This is a genomic window from Caballeronia sp. LZ008 (genome assembly GCF_031451435.1).
GTDB lineage: Bacteria > Pseudomonadota > Gammaproteobacteria > Burkholderiales > Burkholderiaceae > Caballeronia > Caballeronia zhejiangensis.
The window spans coordinates 543197-566171 of record NZ_JARUXK010000003.1; the positions used below are offsets into that span (position 1 = coordinate 543197).

Here is a 22975-nt window from a genome sequence, read left to right on the forward strand (position 1 = left end):
GCGTAGAGTTCATAAAGGTGCATCTCGTCTGATGAATGACCGTTCGAATATGGATAAAGCAGAGAACTCCACCTCAACGTACCAGCCGCGTTTGCTTCTCGTCGACGACGACCCGGCGATGATTCGCATCATTGGGGACATGCTCGCGGAGTTCCCCAACCAGCGCTTTGCCATCACTGGCGAAGCGGCACTCGCGCTGGCGCGCGAGTCGACGCCGGATCTGATCCTTCTCGACGCCAATCTGCCCAACATGACGGGCTTCGATGTCTGCGAAATCCTCAAGCGCGATGCGAAGCTCGCGCGCGTGCCGGTGATATTCGTCACCAGTCACGACGCGCCCGCGCTCGAAGTCGACGCCTTCAACATCGGCGCGGCGGATTACGTCATCAAACCGCTGGTCGCGCCGCGCCTGCAGGCACGTGTGCGGGCACAGCTTCGTCTGCGGCATCGCGTGATGGAGGCGCAGGCGCGTCGGCACGAGCAGGGTAAAGCGGCGGCGTCGAAACCTACGGGCGTGCGCGTGCTCGGCATCCTCGGGGACGACACGATCGAGGCGCATCGGCATGCGCTCGAAGGCATCGGCGCACTCGATCTCGCGAAGGATTGCAATGCCGCGCTAGGTCTTGCGCAAAGCAAGGAGCCGGATGCGATCGTGCTGGATGCGCGTTGTTGCGATAACCCTTGCGCGGCGGTGCGCGCATTGTTGTCGGAACTGGCCCACGTACCGATCGTCGTGCTGGCCGATGCGCGCGATGTCGAAACGGAGCAATGCACGCTCGATGCGGGCGCGGCGGATGTCATTGCAAAGCCGGCCAGGTCCGCCGTGTTGCAGGCGCGCGTGCAGGGCGCGCTGGCTTCTGCGCGCAAGGCGCGGGAAGAATTGCGCGCGATGCTGGACTCGGCATGCGGCGCGAACGTCCATCCGTTTCCGGTGTATGTTCGCGATGCAAATGGCCGCTAACGTCTAGCGTTCTCGTTCGGCTCAAACCTGTTCGAGCATATCGCGCGCGATCTCCGATGCGCGCGCGAATTCGAGTGCGCGCACGCACGCGAGAAACTGCTCGAAGTGCTCGCGATACGCGCTCGGCGCATAAGGCGACAAGTTCTCGGATAGCGCGATCGCCTGCAGATTCGATGCATCGAGCAATTCGACGATAGCAGTGAGGCGTGCGCGCCAGTCGTAGTCTTGCAGCGGTGAAACGTTGGAAGTGTTCCGTGCAGGCGATCGGGGCCGACCGAATTCATCGACGAGTTGCGCCACGCTCGATGCAAGCAACTGCTGCATGCGCGGCAACGCCACGCGCGCAGCTTCCAGAAGATGCGCGTCCTTCTCGAGCGTGCTCGCGAGCCGCGCGAGCGCAGCAGCGCCGATCGTGCCCGCGCTGCCTTTGATCGCATGCAGCATCGCCGCGGCGCCGCGCACGTCGTGCGCCGCGAGCGCCGAGGCGAGCATCGCGAGTTGCTTGCCAGTCTGCGCGTCGAGGCCGTCGATCGCCTTGCGGATCAGATCGACGTTGCCGCCGAAACGCGCGACGATCGAATCGCGCGGCTCCATGATGGATTCGATATCGGCATTCGCGTGATGTGCATCCGGCGCTTGCAGCGTGCGTTCGGTGTGCGCGCGCAGCACCGCGACCAGCCGCTCCACATCGATTGGCTTGCCTACATGTTCGTTCATGCCGGCCGCTATGCACGCATCGCGATCCGCGCCCGATGCATTGGCCGTCATCGCGATGACGGGCAGCGCGGCGAAGCGACCGTCCGCGCGAATGAGGCGTGTCGCTTCGAGTCCATCGAGATCGGGCATCTGCACGTCCATGAGCACCGCGTCGAAGCAGGCGTTTGCTGCGATGACCCGATCGACGCCTTCACGGCCGCTTTGCGCAAGCGTGACGGATGCGCCTTCAGCGAGCAGCACGCCTTCGGCAACCTGGCGGTTGAGCGCATTGTCTTCGACGACGAGCAACGCGAGTCCCGCAAGGCGGCGAGCTTTCATTGTCGGCAGCGGCGTGACGGGCCGCGTCGTTTCCGTGTCGCGAGGCAGCGCGGCACGGATTGCCGCCGCGAGTTGCTTCGGCGTCACGGGCTTCGTCAGGAAGCCGGCGAAAGGCGCGTCGCCGCCTTCCTGCGACTCCTTCAACACCTCGCGGCCGAATGCCGTGACGAGCAGCACGAGAGGCGGCGCAGCGCGGCCTTTCATCGCGTGAATCTGCCTGGCGGCGTTGAGCCCGTCGAGTTCCGGCATGCGCCAGTCGAGGAGGGCGATGTCGTAGGGCGCATCGTTCAGCGCAGCTTCGCCGATGCGTTCGACCGCTTCGCGTCCGCTCGTCACGATGTCAGCGCGCCAGCCGAGCGAGCGCACCGTGCGCGCCATGATCTCGCCTGCGATCGCGTTGTCATCGGCGATGAGAATGCGCGCGCCATGTTCGAGGTTCGCGCTTTCGTCATGCGTCAACGCGCTCGCCGTTTCGACGCCAAGCGTGATGTCGAACCAGAAGCGGCTGCCTTCGCCCACACGGCTTTCGACTTCGAGCTGCCCGCCCATCATCGCGACAAGCCGCTTGCTGATGACGAGCCCAAGGCCCGAGCCGCCGTAACGGCGCGAAGTCGATGCCTCCGCCTGCGTGAAGCCCTCGAAGATGCGTTCGAGCTGTGCCTCGCTGATGCCGATGCCGCTATCGCTGACCGTGATACGCAAGCGCACCGCATCGCCGGATGCATCGGGCGAATCGTCGAGCCGATGCACGCTCACGACGATCTGCCCCGCCGACGTGAACTTGAGCGCATTGCCCGCGAGATTGATCAGCACTTGCTGAAGGCGGAAGCTATCGCCGACGAGCACAGTCGGCACGGACGGATCGAGATCGAACAGCACTTCGACATCCTTCGCGCCCTGGTTGCCCGAGAGCACGATGCCGAGCTCTTCCATCAGTTTTTCCGGCTCGAACGGATGGCTGTCGAGCTGCAGCTTGCCCGCTTCGATCTTCGAATAATCGAGAATATCGTTGAGCAAATTCAGCAACGATCTGGCCGCGGTTTCCGCCTTGCTCACATAGTCCTGCTGGCGCGCATTGAGCGCCGTCAGCTGCACGAGATGCAACATGCCGAGCACCGCGTTCATCGGAGTGCGGATTTCGTGGCTCATGTTCGCGAGGAACGAAGACTTCGCCGCGCTCGCGGCATCCGCCTGCTCCTTCGCATTGCGCAGATGGAACTCCAGTTCGTACTGGTCGGTGACGTCGTAGTTCACGCCGGTCATCACGACGGGCGTGCCATTCGCGTTGCGCTGCGTGCGCAGCCCGCTCTGGATGCGCCGCGTCGTCCCGTCTGGCAGGACGATCCGGAACGGCTGCAAGGTCTCGATCTCTCCTGCAGCGGCCGCGCGCAGGTTCGCCATGATCGCGTCGTGATCCTCGGGATGTATGCGCAGGCGCCAGTGCTCGAAGTGCAGCCCGTTATCGAGCATCTCCGGCGGATAGTGATAAATCTCGAACATGCGCGCGTTCCAGTGCAGCTTGTCCGTCACCAGATCCCACGACCAGATGCCCAGTTCGGCAATGTCGGCAGCGAGAAGCAACTGGTCGCGCGCGTGCGCCAGTTCGCTGCGTTCCTTCCGCTGCCTGGAGATATCCGTAATTACGGATACAAAATGCAAAGCGCCATCGAGACGCATCGCGCCCGTCGATACATGCGCAGGAAACGACGTGCCGTCCTTGCGCTGTCCGGCGAGTTCGCAGTCGGCCGTCGCGACGCCGCTTTCCCCCTTGAATTGCATTATGTATTCGTTATACAAATCCAGATGGGGCGGCGGCACCAGCATCCGGATGTTTTGCCCGATGACTTCGCTCGCCTTATAGCCGAATACCTTTTCGCCGGCCGAATTGAAGGAGCGGACCGCGCCGCGCTCGTCCACGGTGATGATCGGGCTGATCGCGGTGTCGAGGACGGTTTGAGTCGTCGCGAGGCTGCGGGCGAGCGCCTGCTCGATGTGGGTGCGCGCCGTGACCTGACGCACGAGCCGTGCGCCGAACATCGCGATGACGAGCGCGAGCACGGTCGTGACGGAGGCGTGCCAGAGCGTATCGCGCCACCACGGGCCGAGGATTTCATCTTCCGAAAGTGCTGCGGCGACGAAGAGCGGATAGTCCTGCAATTCCCGCAGGCTGTTCAGACGCGTGACGTGATCCTGCGACGATTTAGTCGTGAACACGCCCGAGCGGCCGTCCAGATGCGAGCGATAAAGCGCGGTGTCGCTCACGTTCTTGCCGACGAAACGATCCTCGAAAGGGCGGCGCACGATCATCGTGCCCGAGTTCAGCACGAGAACCGCCGCGCCCGACTGGCCGAGATCGAGGCTGTCGTAGAAGCGCGAAAAGAAATCGATGTCGATGGTCGCGAGCGCGACGCCCGCGAAGCTGCCGTCGGGCGCGTCGATGCGGCGTGATACTGGCACGATCCACTTTCCCGTCGAACGGCTCTTGACCGGCGGCCCGATGTGCGAGCCCTGATCGGTATGCGTGCGGTGATATTCGAAGTACTCGCGGTCCGAGTTATTGAATCGCGAGTCGAGCTTCGCCTGCGAATTGACGATCCACGCGCCGTCCTTGTCGAAGATGAAGAGCCCGTTCAATTGCGGCAACTGCTGCACGCGTGACACGAGCGAGCGGTGCAGGCGCGCGAGGTCGGCCGGCGACGTGCCGTCCTCCTCGACGCGCTCCACCATGCCGATGAGCGTCGTATCGGCTTCCTTGAACGCGTCGTTCGCGTGCTGCGCCATCGCGCGCGCGAGGTTGGACGTCGCCGTCGTCATCTCGTCGATCTGCGCGCGGCGTGCGGCGACGCTGCGCCAGAGATCGGTGCCGATGAGGAGCACGCAGACGACGCCGATGAACACCGTCATCCTGAAAGTGAGCGAGTGGCGACTGTGCAAGCCGTTTGTCTCCGAATGAGCGATTGCGGGACGCTAAGATCGAACGCTGCCGTATCTTATCGCGCCATCCGAAGCGGGCCGGTCGACGGGCAGGCGCGCCGGGCGAAGCGACTTTCGCGGCAATCAGCCGTATTAACGGCGCGGCGGCGCGAAAGCTTGATCCCATGCGAAGGGAATATTCTCGCGGCCTTTTCCGTATCTCACGCAAGGAGTCGCTTCCGACGAGGTCCGGCGACGTGTTCGACGTCCGCCGTCTTTCCGAAGACGAAGCGTTGGCTCGCGCCCGACACTCGCGTCGGCCTGCGCGCGGCTGATTTCGCCCCGAGCCTTGACTGGCAAGGCCTCGGCGAAACTGGCACGGTCGCTGCATTGCATCGACACCCGCCGCCTCAGCGACTCTCCGATTCATCCGTCTTGCACGTTCGCTCAGCCGGCATTTCATGGAAGGTCTCGTCGGTGCAAGTGGAGCGAATCATGTTGGGATACCTAATCAATGTCGGAAAGGACTTCATGCTGCCGCATCTGATCTGCTGGACCGGGATGCTGCTGGAACGTGCGGAGCATAGCCGCCGCGACGCCTATCTCGGATCGTGCGCGGATATCGGCGAGCTCGAACGCCGTATGCGCGCGTGCGACGGCGACGCCTGATCACTCACGAAAGCGAGAACGAACGATGATGGATTCGAACGACGAACACACCGCCGCAGCGGTCATCGCGCTGCACTGCTCGGGCGCGGGCGCGAATCAATGGCGCCAGCTCGGCGAAACGCTCGACGCACTCAACGCGGATCACGCGCGCTACACGTTGATGGCGCCGGAGCACTATGGTTGCGACAGCGTCGGACCGTGGAGCGGCGAGCGCGCCTTCACGCTCGCGGACGAAGCAGCCCGCACGATCGACATCATCGATCGTCAGCGCGGCAAGGTGCATCTCGTCGGACATTCGTATGGCGGCGGCGTCGCGTTGCGCGCCGCGCTGGAACGGCCGCACGGCGTCGCGAGCATCACGCTTTACGAGCCGTCGGCGTTTCATCTGCTGAAGAGCATGGGCGCGCGCGGTGCGACTGAATTCGCCGAGATTCTCGCGATCGCGGCGCGCACGGCGGAGGGCGTCGTCGCCGGCGATCTGCGCGGCGCGGCGCGTTCTTTCGTCGATTATTGGGGCGGACATGGCGCATGGTCGGCGTTGCGGCCGTCCGTACAGGCGATGCTCACGCGCTGGGTGCCGAAAGCGCCGCTCGATTTTCGCGCGCTGATTCACGAGCCGACGCCGGCGAGCGCGTATGCGAAGCTGCGCATTCCCACGCTCGTCATGCGCGGCGAGCACGCGCCCGCGCCGACGCGCCTGATCGCGGAAACCTTGCCCGATCTGATGCCGGCGGCGAAGCTGATCGTCGTGCCGGATGCGGGACACATGGGGCCGCTCACGCATGCCTGTGCGGTGAACGCGGCGATCGCGGATCACATCGCGATGGCGACGTGCGCGCCGCTGGCCTAGCTAGCCGAGCAGACCGTCGCGCGACGACGCGCTTTCTCCCTGACGCTCGATGAGCCGCGCGCGGAACCAAAACGTCCACGCGAGCAATCCGCCGTAGATCACGTAGCTCACGACCGGCGAGACAACCAGATAACGCTCGACCGGCCACGTCCACGCGAACCAGAAGCGCAGCACGGTTTCGAGCGAGAGCCCGACGCCCCACACGAGCGTCATCAGCCGCAACGACATGCGCAGCGAAGCGCTCTCGCTCCAGTACGCCTCGAAACGTTTCGCACCGTCTTCCTGCTCGCGAGTGACGGTCGCGCGGGCGAGATAGAAGACGAGCGGGCGCTCGAAAAACAGCGAGATCAGAAAAACGATGCCCGTTGCGCCCGCCGCGAGCGATTCGCGCACGAGCAGGATGCGCGGGCTGCCGCCCATCGCGAGCATGACAATCGATAGCGCGATGCCGAACAGCACGAGCGCGGAAAGCGCATCCACGCGGCGCGAGCGCGCGAATTCGGCGACGCTCCACATGAGCGGCGGCGCGGCCGATGCATACAGCGCGCCGACATCGCCCCAGTAAGGCAGCGCGAGCCGGTACGCAAGCCACGGAAGCAGCAGGTTAGCGACGAGTTCGAGCACGAGACCGGGTTTGATCTTTTTCATGGACTCAGGAATGTGCGCTTTGAATGGCAATGCCTGAGCCAAGTATAAGAGATCGACAATGCGCGGCCGTGCGAACGCGCGCGCCGGTTCGCTGGGAAGGGCTCGGGCCGCTCCCGATCCAACGAGCGGCCCGACGCGCACATGGCGCCTACTTTCTCGGGGGCGCGCCCGCGGCGGCGGGCGTTCCGGGCACGGCGCCGTTTGCCGTATTGCCCGCGTTGGGGTTGTAGTTCGAGTTCGCGTTGTAGTTCGGCGTCGTCGTATTCGCGTTCGGCGTGTTCGGCGTCGCCGGCTTCAGGGGCTTCGGCTGCAGTGTCTGGTTGATGACGCCCATCTGGCCCATCTTCTTCGCGGCTTGGCTGTCCGCGCTGGCCGCCGTGGCGAAGCACAAGCCAGCAGCGCCGGCGATCAACGCAATGTGCAGGGCGCGTCCCTGCGCGCAATTGCGGCTTTTCTTCATGTCGGCCTCCTTGGCTCACGCCGGCCGCGCGGATGCCCGGCCGGCGACATCATTCTGTGCAAGGACGATACCCGGGCGAAAGAGGGTTTTGCCTAGGTGCTTGCAAATGCAATCCGCGGCGGTCTGACACAGCATCGCTTGATATTTGTCTAAGAAAAGGCCCTCTCCGGTCGGTAATATGTACTTCGAATTGCTAATTGTTTATCAACCGGAGGATCAAGCATGTTTCCCGAATATCGCGATCTCATCTCGCGCCTGAAGACCGAAGACGGCCACTTCTCGCGGCTCTTCGAGCGCCACAACGAACTCGATCATCAGATCCACAACATGGAGACCGGTGTCACGCCTGCGGATGGCTTCGCCATCGAATCGCTGAAAAAAGAAAAGCTGCTGCTGAAGGACAAGCTCTACACGGTCTTGCGAAAGGCGCACGAAGCCGCCTGAAGACAAAACGACGTGAGAGCCAGAGACTCCGAGCAACAACATCGAGGAAGGAATGAAGTTGATATCGCCAGGTAACACTGCCGAATCGAGCGACGGCGGCGTCGCGGCGCGAACGAAGCCGCCGTCCATCGAACAGGAAGAAACGGGCCGCGCGGTCGAAGCGGCGCATGACCTGCTGACGAGCAGCCTGGACGACATACTGAAGCGCTTCGACGCGCGAGACGGCGCACAAGCTGAATCGCTGGTCGATACCGTCCGAACCTTGATCGGCGGTATGTCGCCGGATGAAGTATCGGCGTTGCGCGCCCATCTTTTCGATGGCGACGCGATGCTGCGGGCCGCCAACGGCACGCCTGATCCCGACGACGAACTGTCGCCGTCGTGGCGCAATGGCGGCTATCCGTATCGGAACCTGATGTCGCGGCGCGCGTATGAGAAGCAGAAGTATCGCCTTCAGGTGGAGCTGCTGAAGTTGCAGGCGTGGGTGCGCGACACGGGTCAGCGCGTCGTCATCCTCTTCGAAGGGCGCGACGCGGCGGGCAAGGGTGGCACCATCAAGCGCTTCATGGAGCATCTGAATCCGCGCGGCGCGCGCGTCGTCGCACTGGAAAAGCCGTCCGAGCGCGAGCGCGGTCAATGGTATTTCCAGCGCTATGTCGAACACTTGCCGACGGCGGGCGAAATCGTGCTCTTCGACCGCTCGTGGTACAACCGCGCGGGCGTCGAGCGCGTGATGGGCTTCTGCTCGCCGCGCGAATACGAAGACTTCATGCAGCAGGTGCCCGCGTTCGAACGGCACCTTTCGCAGAGCGGCACGCACGTCATCAAGCTGTGGTTCTCCGTGAGCCGCGCCGAGCAGCGCCGACGCTTCAAGGAGCGCGAGATTCATCCGCTGAAGCAATGGAAGCTGAGTCCGGTCGATCTCGCGTCGCTTGACAAGTGGGACGCGTACACCGACGCCAAGGAATCCATGTTCGCGCATACCGATAGCGCGGACACGCCCTGGACCGTCGTACGCTCCGATTGCAAGAAGCGCGCGCGCCTCAACGCGATGCGCTATGTGCTGCACAAGCTGCCCTACGCGAATCGCGATCTCAAAGCGATCGGCGCGGTCGATCCGTTTATCGTCGGGCGTCCGTTCTAGCTTGCGGTTGCGCCGTCCATCAACGTTTCGGCGAGCAAACGCGCGTGCGGCGTGAGCGCGCGGAAGTCGCGGGCACACAGATGCAGACGGCGTGTCGCCCACGGCTCCGATAGCGGCACGACCGCAAGCGTCGGCCGCTCCAGCATCCGCGCCGATGCCTCGGACAGAATCGCGAGTCCGATGCCCGATTCGACGAGCATCCCGACGTTGTCGATACTGCGCATGCGGATTCGGTAGGCAATCTGGCGGCCAAGTCGCGAGGCGCGCTCCGCAAGATGCAATTCGAGCGCGGCATCCGACAGCCCGACGAATGCCTCGCCGACGATTTCCGCGAACGCCACCTCGCTTTCTCCCGCAATCCGATGCGCGCGATTCGCCACGACCACGAGTCGGTCCTTCGCGAGCAGATGCGTCTCCAATTGTCCAAGATCGGTCGTGTCCGAGACGACGCCGAGATCCGCGCGCCTCTCCGCGAGCGCCTGCACGATCTCCACACTCGGGCGTTCGTCGAGATCGATCGAAAGATCGGGATAGGCGACGAGAAAACGCGAGAGTCTCGGCGGCAGGAAGGCGGCCAGCGCCGCCGTGTTGGACATCAGCCGGATGCGGCCTTTGAGGCCGGTTGCGAACGAGCGCAGCTCGCCGCGCATCTGCTCGACCTGGCCGAGAATCGCGCGCGCGTGGCGCACGAAGGCATCGCCGGCGGCGGTCGCCTGCACGCCGCGGCGGTTGCGCTCGAGCAGCGGCGCGCCAAGCGCGGCCTCCATGCCCGCGATGCGCTCGCTCGCCGAGGCCAGCGCGAGGTGCATCGCCTGAGCGCCCGCCGTGATGCTGCCGCGCTCGACCACGGTCAGGAAAAGCCGCATGTCGGTCAGATCGAAACGCATCGCGCTTCCTTCGGATTGGCCGAAGCCTCGCATTGGAAATGCCAGATTGTAAGGGGACGGCCGCGTCGCTAGCATCTGTCGCATGGAACCCTTCATTGTCGTTATCGGCGCCGGTTTTCTTGCGGGCGCGATGAATGCGCTGGCCGGCGGCGGCTCGTTCGTGAGCCTCCCCGCGATGATCGCCGCCGGCTTGCCACCGGTTCAGGCGAACGCTTCGAGCACCGTCGCGCTGTTTCCGGGCGGTGTCGTGAGCGCGTGGGCCTATCGCGACGGGCTCGGTCCGGTCGGCTCGGTGTCGATCCGCAAGATGCTCGTGACGACGCTCGCCGGCGGGCTCGTCGGCGCAGTCTTGTTGCTGTCCACGTCGTCGCGGACGTTTTCGTTCGTGCTGCCGTGGCTGCTTCTGTGCGCGAGCTTCACGCTTGCGTTCGGCCGCAAGCTGGGCGAGATGTTGCGGCGGCGCTGGCATATCGGCGCGGCGGCGGTGCTGTCGATCCAGTTCGCGCTCGGCGTGTATGGCGGGTATTTCGGCGGCGCGGTCGGCATCATGATGATGGCCGTCTGGGGCCTGCTCGATTCGCGCGACCTGAAGAGCCTTAATGCGCCGCGCACGTTGCTCGTGAGCGCGGCCAACTCGGTGGCCGTGCTGACGTTCGCGGCGGCGCAGGCAGTGCGCTGGCCGGAGACGATCGCGATGCTGCTCGCGGCGATCGCCGGCGGGTATGGCGGCGCGCAGATCGGCCGGCGCGCGCCGCCGCAGTGGGTTCGCGCGGGCACCTTGATCGTCAGCGCCGGTATCACGATTGCATTTTTCGTAAAGACCTACGGGCCGATGCTCTCGCATCGATGATCGAGTGCGTCGACGTTCAGGGAGACCGACATGATTCCCGCCTTGCTTGAGACTATCGGGGCGTTATCGCTGCTCGCAAGCATCGCGGCGAAGATCGTGCTGCTGCACGGATCGCGCGAGGAAGACGAGCCCGAAACGCCGAAATCCGCATCGATCAGGCGCGCGCGAATCGGATGTTTTCGCTCGAGAATCCGCGACGAAACACATCGCGCCCGTATGCCGCTTAGTGCGCGTTGCGTTCGATTGGCGGCAGGCCGAGCGGCTTTCTCGCGGACTCGTAGGCACGGATGAAGCGCGGATCGTCGTCGAGTTCGCGCGCCATCCACTTGGACAGATCCGCGCCGCAAGCCGGGTCGGCGATGTCGCGGAAGCACGGCGAATTCGCCGGCATCATGCTGGCGGCCCAGTAGAAGCCGAAGAGCGCCTGCTTTTCCGCTGGGTCCATGGCGATGGCCTGGGGATCGGCGCCCGAAAGCCAGCGATCGAGCCTGGCAGACAAGGACGCTTCGGTTTCGCGGCTATCGTAGGAAAACACGTAACCGCCGCCCGCCTGCGCGGTGCGAAAGTCGTTCATCACAACCTCCGAGACGAAACGCGCGGCATTTTGATTCGCCGCGAACGATTGCGCGCGCGCATCGCAAGTCAGGAACCAAACGAGGACGAGCAATGCTTTTGTTTTGTGCCGAACCAGCGGACGGCATTTTTTCCGATTGCTTGCCGAGTTCACGTGAATCAGAGGAAAGAATTTCGCATTACCGTCAATGAGAACGGCGCTGCAAATACAGTATTTATTCTACTGATTTATTCAAAGGACATGCGCGCCGAGGTCAGTTTGCGCTGGCGCGAAAATCCCGACCATCCGGTAGATAAATAATCTCCGCGTGCACCAATGCAAAAACGGCCCATACGGGCCGTTTCGTGCCGGAGGCGCCAGCGTTGAAACTTACAGCGGCTGGATCGTCGAAGCTTGCTTGCCCTTCGGGCCTTGCTTGACTTCGAAGCTCACCTTTTGATTCTCCTGGAGAGACTTGAAACCCTTGGACTGGATTTCGGAGAAATGTGCAAACAAGTCTTCACCGCCGTCGTCCGGCGTGATGAAGCCAAAACCCTTTGCATCGTTGAACCACTTCACAGTACCTGTTGCCATTTTTCCAAACCCTATTGAGACGAATTACGTTGAAGATGCGCTTCGAATTTCGAGCGGCATAGAGTTTTACCATGCCACAAGTCGGAGTTCAAATAAGCGTTTCTGCTAAGAGACATGACATACACGCGTCATACTCCGCGCTCAGGCGCCGGTCGCGCTGATTTTTTTTGTCGGACATAATGCGCGCGTCCGTTCGATTATCCTCGCCTTCACGGTCACGCAAACGACAAAGGCAAGCTCATATGGCACATACGCTTTCCAGCGGCGCACCGCGCGCCGCGTCCGCTTCCGCACGGCTCGACGCGCCCGGGATCGCCGAAGCGCGCCGGCAGCTTGCAGCCTGCTTCCGGCTGGCGGCGCTGAACGGGTTCGAAGAGGGCGTCTGCAATCATTTTTCCGCGATGGTTCCAGGGCACGACGATCTGTTCTTCGTGAACCCCTACGGCTATGCGTTCGGCGAGATCACGGCGTCGCGTCTGCTGATCTGCGATTTCGACGGCAATGTAATCGACGGCGAAGGCGAGCCCGAAGCGACCGCATTCTACATTCACGCACGCGTGCACAAGCTGATGCCGCGCGTGAAGGCGGCTTTTCATACGCATATGCCGAACGCGACCGCACTGTGCCTGCTCGACGGCCCGCCGCTTCTGTGGCTCGGGCAGACGTCGCTGAAGTTCTACGGCCGCACGGCGGTCGACGAGGACTACAACGGTCTCGCACTCGACAACGCGGAAGGCGATCGCATCGCGCGCACGATGGGCGACGCCGATATCCTGTTCCTCAAGAATCACGGCGTGATGGTTGCAGGCGCAACTATCGCGGAGGCTTGGGACGATCTCTACTATCTGGAGCGCGCGGCCGAAGTGCAATTGCGCGCGATGAGCGCGAACCGGCCGCTCAAGCCGGTGCCGCACGGGATCGCGCAGCGCACGTACGAACAGATGCGCGCGGGCGATGCCGAAAGCGCGCGGGCGCATCTCGCGAGTGGCATGCGCCAGTTGCGCGCGCGAGGCATCGATTTCGAGGCGTGATGACTCCTTCGCGTCGAAGCGCCTGAACCAGCCGCGTTTGCCCATGTCGGTCTGCTGCAGGAATCGCGGCCTGGCCCTGCAAATGAGTGTTTTTGCGAGCCGGTGTGCCTTACATCGAGATGTCGTGCAGGTCTTTCACGATGGGCGGCCCGATCGTGAAGTCTGAGAAATGGACCGTGAGACCGCCGCGCTCGGGCGTGCAACACATCGGGCCGACGAGCCATCGTGCGTTCGCGCCGCTCGATGAGAAAGGCGCGAGACGCATGAGCGTTCAGTTGCGTTCATCGGCGCTGCATTGCACTTTCAGCACGCCTTGCGCGATCGTCACGCGAAGCCGGAAGCGGTTTGCGCCGGCACGCGAGCCGAGCGACCAGTCCGAGAGGTCGTTCGTGAGTACGGTGCTGAACGTGAGCGCGCCGTCGTTGTATTCGGCGCCGGCCTTGATCCAGCGCTCGGGGCTTTCGCGGATCATCAGGCCCGCCTGATCGTATAGCGCGGAGAAATCGCCAGCGACGGCGACTTCCGCCGTAAAGTCGCCTTCCACGCTCGCCGCGAAAACATGGCCGTTGTCGCGCACGAAGCCGTAATGCGTCTTGCGCCAGAAGTCGGTGTTCGTGTCGGTGGTGACGATGAGCGTGTCGTTGTCGACGCGCCATTGCGCGGGCTCGTTGATCCATCGGCATTGCTCGAACATGGCGTCTGGCGTCGCGTGAAGATGGCAGCGCAAGTATTTCACGGCGCGCAAGCCGTCATGCTGCCGCGCGTGACGCAGTGCAGGGCAACGAACGGTCGTAGGAAAACGGTTTTCTGTGTCGAGTGCATTAACATACGAACACTTACCGTCACGCTTTGAATCGAGAGAACGATGGTCAAGCTGATGATGATTCTGCTGGGCGTCGACTATTTGCGCAATCGTTGGCGCAGCCTGACGGTCACGGGCTGGTTGCTTCTGGCCGTCGGCATCGGCGTCTTCATCGATGCCCTCGACGGCGCGCTCGGCTTTCCGGTCGCGTTCGTCGGCTGGCTGCTGCTGATCGAGGGCGCGCTGACATTGTCCGTCGCGTGGGCGGGCGTCGGCGGACAGCGCAGACTGCGCTATGCGAAGGGCATTGCATTCGTTCTTACTGCCGCGTTGATCTTCGAAGGCGATCATCACGGTCACTTCATTCTTTCGATCCTGATTGGTCTCGCGTTTATCTTCGACGGCCTGTTGCAGGCGACATCGGCGCTTGTCGTGCGTTACCGGCGCTATCGTGTCGCACTCGGCTTCGCCATCTTCGAGATCGTCCTCGGCATCTTCATGATTCAACCGTATCCGACGCATTACAAAGGCACGGTGCCGTATTGCATCGGTGCGTTCTTTATCTTCGCGGGCTGGAATCTGATCATGATCGGCATGCGCGTGCGCAAGCTGACGAGCAATCCGGCCGTATGGGGCGATGCAAGCGCGGAAGCGGCGAGCGTTGCGGACAAGGCGCCCGATAACGAAGCGCGCGTCTTGCAAGCCAGCGAATGGGACGGCCCACCCGCCGATAACGAACCGGCGCTCACCGTGCATGTGTGGACGCCGGTCGGATCGTCGAAGGCCGAAACGCAATGGCACCCGATCGTCGATCGTTATATCGCCGCGGTGGATCGCAATGGCGTGATCTCGACGGGACACGCGGCGCTCGAATCGCCGGAAGGCATCTATGTGAGTCTCTATCCCGCGGTTGAAATCGACCGCTCGCCCGATGACTTCGCGCGCCTGCTGCGTGCCACGCGCGAGAACGATGTGCCCGGCGTGTTCCAGCCGAGTTATGCGATCGAATCGAAGGCATGGTGTCCATCGACCGTGCGCGTGCGTATCCGCAATTACGACCCGGCGCGGCTCGATAGTTTCTGGCGCAACTATCGCGCGGATACGACTTATAACCTCACGCACCGCAACTGTTCGAGCAGCGTGTCGCGCGCACTCGACGCCGCGCTCGAAGGGGCGGCAGGGCGCCTTTACGGTTCGCGCGCGGGTTGGGGCGCGCTCGTCAGGATGATCGTGACGCCGGAACTGTGGGTCGCGGCGCAGATACGCAAGCGCGCGGTGACGATGGCCTGGACGCCCGGCCTCACGCTCGACTATGCGCGCGCGCTCAGCATGGTTGCCGATCCGCGTCCCTATGGCTGGCTAAAGGTCGCGCGCATGGCGCTTACGAAGATGCGCAAGTCGCGGCGTGCATGGCGCGAGGAAGGTGCGCTTGCGCAGAACGGCGGATCGAATGCCGATCCGCCCGCACGCGTTTGATGCGCTGCGCCGCTACGCTATAGATCGAGGTCTTCGGCTTCCTTGCGTGCGCGGCGTTCCTCGTTCGCGCGCCGTGCGCGCAAGCGCTGACGCGATAGCTGAGCGATCACTTCGCCCGTCGACGCGCCCGGCGGAATCTCATTGCGAATGACCTTCGGCACCATCGGCAATCCCATGCGTTGTCGACGCAGCGCGCGGGCGATGGCGGTGCGGCATTCCTGACCGTGACAGTCCCATTCGTCACGGATTCGCTCGCAGTAGGGACATTTTTCCATCCCTCAAGTCTACCGCGAAACAGTGGCGGCTTCGTGCGTCACACATCCCATACGCCGCTCGCCACGGCTCGCGTGGCGTAGTCCTCGAACGAGCAGGCTTCGCGATGCAACGCGGCGCGCACGCCATCGGCGGGCTTGTCGTTGCGGCCATCCAGCACGGTCGTTAAGAGATAGAGAATCAGGTCGGTCTCGGGCTTCGGCACGCCAGCCGCGAGCAGAGCGTCGCGAAATGCATGGGGCGGCACGGGCACGAGCCGCATGTCACGTCTCGTCGCTTTCGCGATGCATGCGAGCGCTTCGGCGAAAGTGATCGCGCGAGGTCCGGTGAGTTCGTAAAGCCGCTTTTCGTGGCCTGGCTGCGTGAGTGCGGCGACGGCTGCATCGGCGATATCTTCCGCATCGACGAAAGGCTCTTTGATATCGGCGACGGGCAGCGCGAGCGTGCCCTCACGGATCGGATCCAGCAGAAAGCTCTCGCTGAAGTTCTGCATGAACCAGCTGCAACGCAGGATGGTCCAGCTCGCCCCGGAGCGTTGCAGCGCTTCTTCCGCCGCCTGCGCTTCTTCTTCGCCACGTCCCGACAACAGCACGATGCGTTCGGCGCCGCTCGACAACGACGCGTCGAAGAATACATCGAGATCGCGGAGAGCCGCGCGTGCGGCGCATTGCTGGCGTCGGCGATCCGGCGCGTGATGCCGCGTGCGGACAGCAAGCGCGTCAATGCGCTCGCGTTCCTGATCTGGCAGCCAGGCGAAGAAACAATGCGCCCTGCCGTCGCGCACAAGCGCGGTGAGGGCGCATTGCTCGTCGATGCCTATAAGCGAATGAGCTTGCGCGCCATCGAAGAGGCGTGAAAGGGGGGCCGCGTCATCCGCTCAACTGATTGGACGTGCTCGGCCGCCGCGCACGCTGATGATGGTCGAGGCTGCGGCGCAACACCTTTTTCACGAGGCCCTTGAGGAAGTGGATCGAGCGGTCCGCGCGTACGTTCAGATCGAACGGCTTCAGCTCGACAACCTGACGCTTGCCGCCTTCGGTGAGTTTCTCGCGCATCTTCCGATGATCGACGGCCATGGCCGTGAGCGTCTCGGACGCCTGCTTGAACGAAGCGCGATCGACGCGCGCGCAAACGTGGCACGCACGCTGAAAGAGCTTGTCGAAGACGGTGAGCCAGAAATCGTCCATGTCACTGCCGTCGCAACGTGCGAGCGCTTCCTGCCCTGTGAGGCGCAGATTGTGCATGTCGCGCAGCTTGGCTGTCTGCGTGATGCTGCCGAAGCGCCGCCGATAGCCGATCAGCGGCGCGGGAATCCGATAGATGCTTTTTGCGCGCAGATAAGTCGAGGGCACGAGGGCCATGTCTTCGTAGTTTCGTCCTTCGGGAAAGGGCGCTGCGTCGAACAGGTCGGTGCGATAGACGCGCGCCCACGCAAAGGTATGGAATCGATCGGCAAACTGCTGCAGCGCCGCGCGATCCATCGGATGACCGCCGCTCGTCGCATGGTCGACGAGTTCGATGTTATCGAGCTCGCGGTCGTCGTCATCGATGATCTTGACGTTGTACTCCACCACATCCCACTTGCGCTCGGCGAGCACCGGGATCATCGCTTCGGTGAAGCCCTTCAGATAGATATCGTCGCCGTCCAGGAAGCCGACATAAGGCGTTCGCACCGCCGCGAGGCCGGTATTGCGCGCGGCGCTCAGGCCGCGATTTTCCTGGTGTATCAATTCGATGTGCACGCCGCGATCGCGCTCCACGACCGAGCGCGCTGCCGCATAGGTCTCATCGCGAGAACCGTCATCGACCACGATGACCTTCATCGCGTCGATATGAGGTTGGGACAGCAGGGATTCGAGCGCTTCCTCGATGTATCCCTCGATGTTATAAGCCGCCACGACGATGCTGAGCAGCGGACTGGTGTCTCGCAAGGAGTCACTCTCAAACGGCATGGATGACGCTCTCCGTCGATTGATTGGGCTCTGTCTCTCCGCACGCACCATGCGAAGAGCCGTTGTCGATGTCCCGCCGTGCCGCCGCGCGCAAACGCGCATCACCTTGTGATTGATTGCGGCACGACCGGACATGCAGCTGGTCTGATGGATGAGGCTGGCTCGATCACCGTACAAGACGGGAAGCTCTGGCAGCGCATTATTGTTGGAGCATGTCACGTCATATGGCGGGCCCCGGACACCCCGGCCTGACGTGCATGTCGATGGAACAATCGTTAATAGAGCCGTTTTTGCCGGGCGGGTTCCCCGAGCAACTGCATGCTAGTCCTTCAAAGCAACGAAGCGATGACACTCGCCTCTTTCAGCGTGCAGGCAAATGCAGTCCACCGGGACATACTAGTGGAAAAACGGCCGCGTGAAGCTGGGATTTCATCGCCGCCGCTTCATATCGGCGACGCAGGATGGCTCGCAAACGTTATCGTCCTGAGTCGATGGTCGCAGTTCGGTGCGCTCGGCCACATGCCCGAGCATCTTCAGCATTCAGTCGTGACAAACGGTTTCTGCGTGCAAGCGACTGTAGCAATGCACTGCATATTTTTCTCATGACTTTGGCGTCATGAGGTCGAAGAAGAAAAAAATACGCATTCGGTTGAAGCGGCACGCTATCAAGCTCAGACGTTCTCCGGCGTATAAAGCTGCGCCGGCAGCGGATACTGGCTGGCCTGCGCTGCTTCGCCCGGCAGCGCTTGCAACGCGCGCAGCATTGCCTGAATGGCCGTCTCGGCGATGCGCTGAAGCGGCGTGTCGATCACGAGATCGATGACGCCTTCGACGAGCGCCTCGTACCGGTCGGGCATCAGGTCGCTGCACACGGTGACGATGCGTCGTCCCGCGGCCTCTTCGCGCAGCGCGCGTATCACGCCGCCCACGCCGCCGCCGGGGATATAGAGGCCGGCGAGATCGGCATGACGCGCGAGCATCGCGAGCGTCGCCTCGTAAGCGAGTTGCTTGTCTTCGAGATTGATCTGCGTATCGAGCACGCGCAATCCGGGCGCATGTTCGCGCAAGTACGAGCGAAAGCTGATCTCGCAGCTTTCCTGACCGAGATAACGCGGCGTGCCGACGAACACGCCAACAGTGCCTTCGTCGCGGCGCGTGAGGCGGCTCACGGCCCACGCGGCCGTGCGTCCGCTCTTGCGCGGATCGACGCCGATATAACCCGCGCGTAAGGGCGCACTCAGATCCGATAGCAACGTGACCGTCGGCTTGCCCTGCCCGTGAAGCGTTTCGATTGCGGCGGTCACATGCGGATGGTCCACTGCGACCACGCCGAGCGCATCCACCTGCTCGCCGAGCGTAAGCAGCGTGCGTGCGATGGAAGCCGGATCGAGTTCATCCATGTACTCGATGACGGCGTTGCAATGCTCCGGTTCGTGGCGCGCGGCGGCATCCGTCAGAATGCGCGCGAACGTCTGATAGAAGGGATCCGCACGTTTCTGCAGACAGAAGCCGAGGGCATAGCGTTCATGGCGCTCGCCGCGTTGCGCGCGCAGACGTTCGCGCATCAAGCCTGCGCCGTGATAGCCGATGCGCTCGGCTGCCTCGATCACGCGCAATGCAGTGCCTTCGCGCACGCTGAGACGTCCGTTGAAGACGCGATCCACTGTTGCCGGACTGACGCCGGCAGCCTCGGCCACGGATTGAAGCGTGGGACGCTTGCTCATCTTTGATGTAATTGATGGGTTTTCAATTCGCGCGATGATGCCTAAAGATAGCAAATGCGCGTGAAGATTGCGCGGGCGATGCATCCGCTTTTATCATCGAATCAGCAATGACGAATGATGCAAATCCAATCATCGCTTGAGGTGACATGATGGATTCCGAGCAGGCGCAAGGTGCGGGCGCGCGGGACGGCTATCGCGATTACCGGCTCATCGGCGGCGCAGGCGAGCGTGCGAAAGCGTCGGGCCTGGTCAATGCGGACTGGTACAAGTGCGCGGTGCCGCGGCCGGTCATGAAGAGCCTGATGCAGCGTGGCGATGCACGCGCCATCCGCGACACCTTGCTCTGGTATGCGTCGATCATCGCGAGCGGCGTGCTGGCGTGGTTCGCATGGCAAGCGCATTCGCTCTGGGCGATTCCCGCATTTCTTCTTTACGGCACGCTCTATTGCAGCCCCGCCGATTCGCGCTGGCACGAAAGCGGTCACGGCACCGCATTCAAGACGTCGTGGATGAACAAGGCGCTCTATCAGTTCGCGTCGTTTCAGGTGTTTCGCCGGCCGACGATCTGGCGCTGGAGTCACGCGCGTCATCACACGGATACGCTGGTCGTCGGAAGGGATCGCGAGATTGCCGTGCCGCTGCCGACGGACTGGCTGAGTCTCGCATTGAACGTCTTTGCGCTGAAGCACGCAGCGGGCGAAGTGCCGAAGATCGTTTCATCCGCGTTCGGCAATATCGGAGACGAAGAAAAGACCTACGTGCCGGAATCGGAATGGCCGAAAGTCATTCTTGAAGCGCGCGTGACGCTCGCGATCTATGCGGCGGTGATTGGCGCATGCTTCGTGTCTCATTCGATCCTTCCCCTGCTTTATATCGGCTTGCCGAGTCTGTACGGCGCGTGGCTCTATCTCTTCTTCGGCCTCACGCAGCATGCGGGGATGCCTGAGAACGTGCTCGATCATCGCAAGAACTGCCGCACGGTGATGATGAATCCCGTGTTCCGCTTTCTGTATCTGAACATGAACTATCACGTCGAACATCACATGTTCCCGATGGTGCCTTATTACGCGCTGCCGCGCCTGCACGAAGCGGTGAAGCATGACATGCCGCCGCCTTACACGAGCACGATCGCGGCATATGCAGAGATCATTCCGGCGCTCGTGCGGCAAACGCGCGATCCGTCGTATCACGTCGAAAGACCGATGCCCGCCGCGACGCAGGCATGACCAAGGAGGACGTTCCGATGACGCAATGGATCGATGCAGCTGCGATGGAAGATATCGAAGACGAAGACGTGATGCGTTTCGATCACGATGGCCGCACCTTCGCGATCTATCGTGTGAACGATGCCGTCTATGCCAGCGATGGCCTATGCACGCACGAGCACGTTCATCTGAGTGACGGATTCGTGATGGACCACGTCATCGAATGTCCGAAGCACAACGGACGCTTCGACATTCGCGACGGCCGTCCGCTGTGCGCGCCTGTTTGCGAAAAGCTGCGGACGTATCCCGCGAAAGTCGAGGATGGCCGCATCTTCATCGAGGTCTGATGCCCCGTCGACGATCGACGTCGGTATGTGGCGCGCACGACGACGCGCCACGTCCGCTTGAACCGCTATGAATGCGCGAAGGCTTAAACGCGGAACATGCTGACGACGCGCGCAAGCCGCTCGGCCTGATCGCGCAGTTCGGCGGTGGAATGCTCCGCTTCACCGACGAGCGCGGCGTTCTGTTGCGTCGCTTCGCCGATCAGCATGACCGCGCTGTTCACCTGCTCGATGCCGCTTGCCTGCTCGCGTGACGCAACGCCGATTTCATCGACGATGGCATTCACGCGCGAGACTTGCTCGACGATGCCGCCCATCGTGCTGCTCGCTTCCTCGGCGATCTTGTAGCCGTGCGAGACCTTCGCGGCCGATTCGGCGATCAGCACTTCGATCTCTTTGACTGCGCCCGCGCTGCGTTGTGCGAGCGCGCGCACTTCCGATGCGACCACCGCGAAGCCCTTGCCGTGCTCGCCCGCGCGCGCGGCTTCGACGGCAGCGTTCAACGCGAGAATGTTGGTCTGGAACGCGATGCCTTCGATCGTCGCGGTGATGTCGGCGATGCGTCGCGCCGATGCGTCGATCTCGCCCATCGTCGCGACCACGCGCCCGACTGCATGACCGCCTGCGCGCGCGGCATCGGATGCGGACGCGACGAGCGTCCCCGCCTGCGCCGTATTCGCAGCGTTCTGCTGCACGGTGCTCGTGATTTCTTCCATGCTCGCAGCGGTTTCTTCGACGCTCGCGGCCTGGGTTGCGATGCGCGTGGCGATATCGCTGCTGCCCGATGCAATGCGCGCCGTCCCTTCGTTCATGTCCGCCGATGCGCTGCGCACCTGCGCGACGATGCCCGCGAGTCCGCGCGCGATGCCGTCGATCGCACGCATCAGCCGGCCGATATCGTCCTCGCGCGCGCTGTCGATACGCACGGTCAAGTCGCCCGCGGCGATGCGTTCCGACGCGCGCGTCACGTCGTCGATGGGACGGCCCACGAGTCGCGTGACCGCATAGAGCAGCACGCCGACGAGCAGCGCCACGATGACGAGCCCGAGAACCAGGAAGCGATTGCGGCTCGCGTGAACGTCGGCGAGCACTTCGTCGCGATATGCAATGCCGCCGATCATCCATTGCCATTGCGGCACCGTCATATAGATGATTTCCTTGTTGCCGCCATGCACGCGCGAATCCGCGCCCGCGATATCGGGGCCGTCGAACGAGAGCTCGCCTTCGTGCGTGTCGAGCATCTGCTTGAAGGGCGCAACGCGCTCATCGGCCAGTTCGCCTTTCGAACCGGGATGCACGAGCAGCTTGCCGCGGTTCGGGCCAGTCGATGCATCGACGACGAAGTGATAGCCGCTCGCGCCGATCGCGAGCTTCGCGATGGTGTCCTGCAACGCTGCGAATTCGGATGTCACGTCGACGCCAACGAAAAGTGCGCCGATGATGCGTCCCGATGCATCGGTGACGGGCTTGTACGCGGTGATGTACTGCTTGCCGAAAAGCGCCGCGATGCCGATATAGGGCTTGCCTGCAAGGATCGGCGCATACGCGGGGCCCTTGCGGTCGAGCAGCGTGCCAATCGCGCGCGTGCCGTCCTGCTTCTTGAGCGACGTCGTCACGCGCACGAAATCGTCCCCGGTGCGGGCGAAGATCGTCGCGATGGCGCCGCTTTCCTCGAGGAAAGCGTCGGGAATCGTGAAGTCGTTGTTCAGCGCCTTGTCGCCCGCGAGGAAAGTCGGCGTGGCTTTACCGTCGATGTCCACGGTGCGGGTTTCATCGAGCGCGAACGTCGAAGGCAGACGATGCGCGAAGATCGTCATGAAGCGCGTGACTTCCGCGCTCACGGCCTTGTCGAAGAGGCCGATCATCGTCGCGATCGAGCGATTCTCGCTTTCGACGCGCGCGAGCGCATGCGTATCGACTTGCTCGCCCGCGCTGCGCGTGACGGCGATGGTGAAGAACGCGACGACGACTGCCGTGAGCGCGCAGGCGAGCACGGCGAATTTGGTCCCGACGTTGGTCCGGGCCAGAACATTACGAAACATGGGGAATCACTGGGCGATAAGAGTTGTGATGATCCTTATCGGCAGATGCTTAAGAAACTTTAATTTGCCGCAGGCATGAAAGCCATTGCGATGGCTTCGCGTGCGCCGAGCGGCTCCT

Annotated in this window: 24 protein-coding genes and 1 pseudogene; 13 read left to right on the forward strand and 12 right to left on the reverse strand. The window is 63.0% G+C overall.

Features of this window, described 5'->3' with window-relative positions; translation table 11 throughout:
• Nucleotides 1-49: 49 nt before the first annotated feature.
• A complete protein-coding gene (locus QCE49_RS21595) occupies nucleotides 50-961 on the forward strand; it encodes a response regulator (RefSeq protein ID WP_284508342.1) in 912 nt (303 codons plus the stop codon).
• Nucleotides 962-982: 21 nt separating this feature from the next.
• Here QCE49_RS21595 and QCE49_RS21600 read toward each other — a convergent pair whose 3' ends face one another.
• A complete protein-coding gene (locus QCE49_RS21600) occupies nucleotides 983-4930 on the reverse strand; it encodes a response regulator (RefSeq protein ID WP_250457284.1) in 3948 nt (1315 codons plus the stop codon).
• Between the two features lie 474 nt (nucleotides 4931-5404).
• Here QCE49_RS21600 and QCE49_RS21605 point away from each other — a divergent pair, with 474 nt between their 5' ends.
• Both QCE49_RS21605 and QCE49_RS21610 read left to right on the forward strand, forming a co-directional pair.
• The gene (locus QCE49_RS21605; RefSeq protein WP_235366224.1) at nucleotides 5405-5578 is read left to right on the forward strand and encodes a DUF3563 family protein; all 174 of its coding nucleotides are present in this window, start codon (nucleotides 5405-5407) and stop codon (nucleotides 5576-5578) included.
• Between the two features lie 25 nt (nucleotides 5579-5603).
• Nucleotides 5604-6428, forward strand: coding sequence for an alpha/beta fold hydrolase (locus QCE49_RS21610; protein WP_081851823.1), 825 nt, complete (start codon nucleotides 5604-5606; stop codon nucleotides 6426-6428).
• Here the strand turns inward: QCE49_RS21610 and QCE49_RS21615 are convergent, their stop codons facing one another.
• Nucleotides 6429-7076: a VC0807 family protein gene (locus QCE49_RS21615; RefSeq protein WP_008347981.1), complete on the reverse strand. Its 648-nt coding sequence runs from the start codon at nucleotides 7074-7076 to the stop codon at nucleotides 6429-6431.
• 148 nt (nucleotides 7077-7224) lie between these two features.
• Nucleotides 7225-7536: a hypothetical protein gene (locus QCE49_RS21620; RefSeq protein WP_008347982.1), complete on the reverse strand. Its 312-nt coding sequence runs from the start codon at nucleotides 7534-7536 to the stop codon at nucleotides 7225-7227.
• Nucleotides 7537-7758: 222 nt separating this feature from the next.
• Here QCE49_RS21620 and QCE49_RS21625 point away from each other — a divergent pair, with 222 nt between their 5' ends.
• Complete coding sequence (locus tag QCE49_RS21625) at nucleotides 7759-7980, forward strand: YdcH family protein (RefSeq protein WP_008347983.1); 222 nt, start codon at nucleotides 7759-7761, stop codon at nucleotides 7978-7980.
• A gap of 52 nt (nucleotides 7981-8032) precedes the next feature.
• Nucleotides 8033-9124 carry a polyphosphate kinase 2 gene (gene ppk2, locus QCE49_RS21630; protein WP_250457285.1) on the forward strand — a complete coding sequence of 364 codons (1092 nt, stop codon included), beginning with the start codon at nucleotides 8033-8035 and terminating at the stop codon, nucleotides 9122-9124.
• Here the strand turns inward: ppk2 and QCE49_RS21635 are convergent.
• Entirely contained in the window at nucleotides 9121-10011 is an 891-nt protein-coding gene (locus QCE49_RS21635; protein ID WP_008347985.1) for a LysR substrate-binding domain-containing protein, read from the reverse strand. The two genes, ppk2 and QCE49_RS21635, sit on opposite strands and share 4 nt — an antisense overlap.
• Nucleotides 10012-10093: 82 nt before the next feature.
• Between QCE49_RS21635 and QCE49_RS21640 the strand changes: the two genes are divergently transcribed.
• A complete protein-coding gene (locus tag QCE49_RS21640) occupies nucleotides 10094-10861 on the forward strand; it encodes a sulfite exporter TauE/SafE family protein (RefSeq protein ID WP_008347988.1) in 768 nt (255 codons plus the stop codon).
• Nucleotides 10862-11084: 223 nt separating this feature from the next.
• Here QCE49_RS21640 and QCE49_RS21645 read toward each other — a convergent pair whose 3' ends face one another.
• A complete protein-coding gene (locus tag QCE49_RS21645) occupies nucleotides 11085-11435 on the reverse strand; it encodes a hypothetical protein (RefSeq protein WP_235366225.1) in 351 nt (116 codons plus the stop codon).
• Nucleotides 11436-11465: 30 nt separating this feature from the next.
• Between QCE49_RS21645 and QCE49_RS21650 the strand changes: the two genes are divergently transcribed.
• Complete coding sequence (locus QCE49_RS21650; RefSeq protein ID WP_235366226.1) at nucleotides 11466-11735, forward strand: hypothetical protein; 270 nt, start codon at nucleotides 11466-11468, stop codon at nucleotides 11733-11735.
• A 69-nt stretch (nucleotides 11736-11804) separates the two neighbouring features.
• Here the strand turns inward: QCE49_RS21650 and QCE49_RS21655 are convergent, their stop codons facing one another.
• Nucleotides 11805-12008, reverse strand: a complete 204-nt coding sequence (locus QCE49_RS21655; protein WP_008347993.1) for a cold-shock protein — start codon at nucleotides 12006-12008, stop codon at nucleotides 11805-11807.
• Between the two features lie 242 nt (nucleotides 12009-12250).
• Here QCE49_RS21655 and QCE49_RS21660 point away from each other — a divergent pair, with 242 nt between their 5' ends.
• On the forward strand, nucleotides 12251-13039 hold the full coding sequence (locus tag QCE49_RS21660) for an aldolase (RefSeq protein ID WP_250457289.1): 789 nt from the start codon (nucleotides 12251-12253) through the stop codon (nucleotides 13037-13039).
• Between the two features lie 109 nt (nucleotides 13040-13148).
• Here the strand turns inward: QCE49_RS21660 and QCE49_RS21670 are convergent.
• Nucleotides 13149-13733: pseudogene (locus QCE49_RS21670) on the reverse strand (DUF1349 domain-containing protein).
• A 171-nt stretch (nucleotides 13734-13904) separates the two neighbouring features.
• Between QCE49_RS21670 and QCE49_RS21675 the strand changes: the two are divergent.
• On the forward strand, nucleotides 13905-15317 hold the full coding sequence (locus QCE49_RS21675) for an HdeD family acid-resistance protein (RefSeq protein WP_008347998.1): 1413 nt from the start codon (nucleotides 13905-13907) through the stop codon (nucleotides 15315-15317).
• Nucleotides 15318-15334: 17 nt separating this feature from the next.
• Here the strand turns inward: QCE49_RS21675 and QCE49_RS21680 are convergent, their stop codons facing one another.
• Both QCE49_RS21680 and QCE49_RS21685 read right to left on the reverse strand, forming a co-directional pair.
• Nucleotides 15335-15592: a hypothetical protein gene (locus QCE49_RS21680; protein WP_033536198.1), complete on the reverse strand. Its 258-nt coding sequence runs from the start codon at nucleotides 15590-15592 to the stop codon at nucleotides 15335-15337.
• A gap of 38 nt (nucleotides 15593-15630) precedes the next feature.
• On the reverse strand, nucleotides 15631-15852 hold the full coding sequence (locus QCE49_RS21685; protein ID WP_250482016.1) for a hypothetical protein: 222 nt from the start codon (nucleotides 15850-15852) through the stop codon (nucleotides 15631-15633).
• Between the two features lie 87 nt (nucleotides 15853-15939).
• Between QCE49_RS21685 and QCE49_RS21690 the strand changes: the two genes are divergently transcribed.
• Entirely contained in the window at nucleotides 15940-16446 is a 507-nt protein-coding gene (locus tag QCE49_RS21690; RefSeq protein WP_250482017.1) for a hypothetical protein, read from the forward strand.
• A gap of 13 nt (nucleotides 16447-16459) precedes the next feature.
• On the opposite strand, the gene QCE49_RS21695 is transcribed toward QCE49_RS21690, so the two are convergent.
• The gene (locus QCE49_RS21695) at nucleotides 16460-17542 is read right to left on the reverse strand and encodes a glycosyltransferase family 2 protein (protein WP_250482018.1); all 1083 of its coding nucleotides are present in this window, start codon (nucleotides 17540-17542) and stop codon (nucleotides 16460-16462) included.
• 318 nt (nucleotides 17543-17860) lie between these two features.
• Between QCE49_RS21695 and QCE49_RS21700 the strand changes: the two genes are divergently transcribed.
• The gene (locus QCE49_RS21700) at nucleotides 17861-18148 is read left to right on the forward strand and encodes a hypothetical protein (RefSeq protein WP_250457295.1); all 288 of its coding nucleotides are present in this window, start codon (nucleotides 17861-17863) and stop codon (nucleotides 18146-18148) included.
• 65 nt (nucleotides 18149-18213) lie between these two features.
• On the opposite strand, the gene QCE49_RS21705 is transcribed toward QCE49_RS21700, so the two are convergent.
• Nucleotides 18214-19266, reverse strand: a complete 1053-nt coding sequence (locus QCE49_RS21705) for a LacI family DNA-binding transcriptional regulator (RefSeq protein ID WP_008348007.1) — start codon at nucleotides 19264-19266, stop codon at nucleotides 18214-18216.
• A 146-nt stretch (nucleotides 19267-19412) separates the two neighbouring features.
• Between QCE49_RS21705 and QCE49_RS21710 the strand changes: the two genes are divergently transcribed.
• Both QCE49_RS21710 and QCE49_RS21715 read left to right on the forward strand, forming a co-directional pair.
• Nucleotides 19413-20492 carry a fatty acid desaturase family protein gene (locus QCE49_RS21710; protein ID WP_175980807.1) on the forward strand — a complete coding sequence of 360 codons (1080 nt, stop codon included), beginning with the start codon at nucleotides 19413-19415 and terminating at the stop codon, nucleotides 20490-20492.
• A 17-nt stretch (nucleotides 20493-20509) separates the two neighbouring features.
• A complete protein-coding gene (locus tag QCE49_RS21715) occupies nucleotides 20510-20818 on the forward strand; it encodes a non-heme iron oxygenase ferredoxin subunit (protein WP_250457312.1) in 309 nt (102 codons plus the stop codon).
• Between the two features lie 83 nt (nucleotides 20819-20901).
• Here QCE49_RS21715 and QCE49_RS21720 read toward each other — a convergent pair whose 3' ends face one another.
• Nucleotides 20902-22857, reverse strand: a complete 1956-nt coding sequence (locus tag QCE49_RS21720; protein ID WP_175980809.1) for a methyl-accepting chemotaxis protein — start codon at nucleotides 22855-22857, stop codon at nucleotides 20902-20904.
• Nucleotides 22858-22975 lie beyond the last annotated feature (118 nt).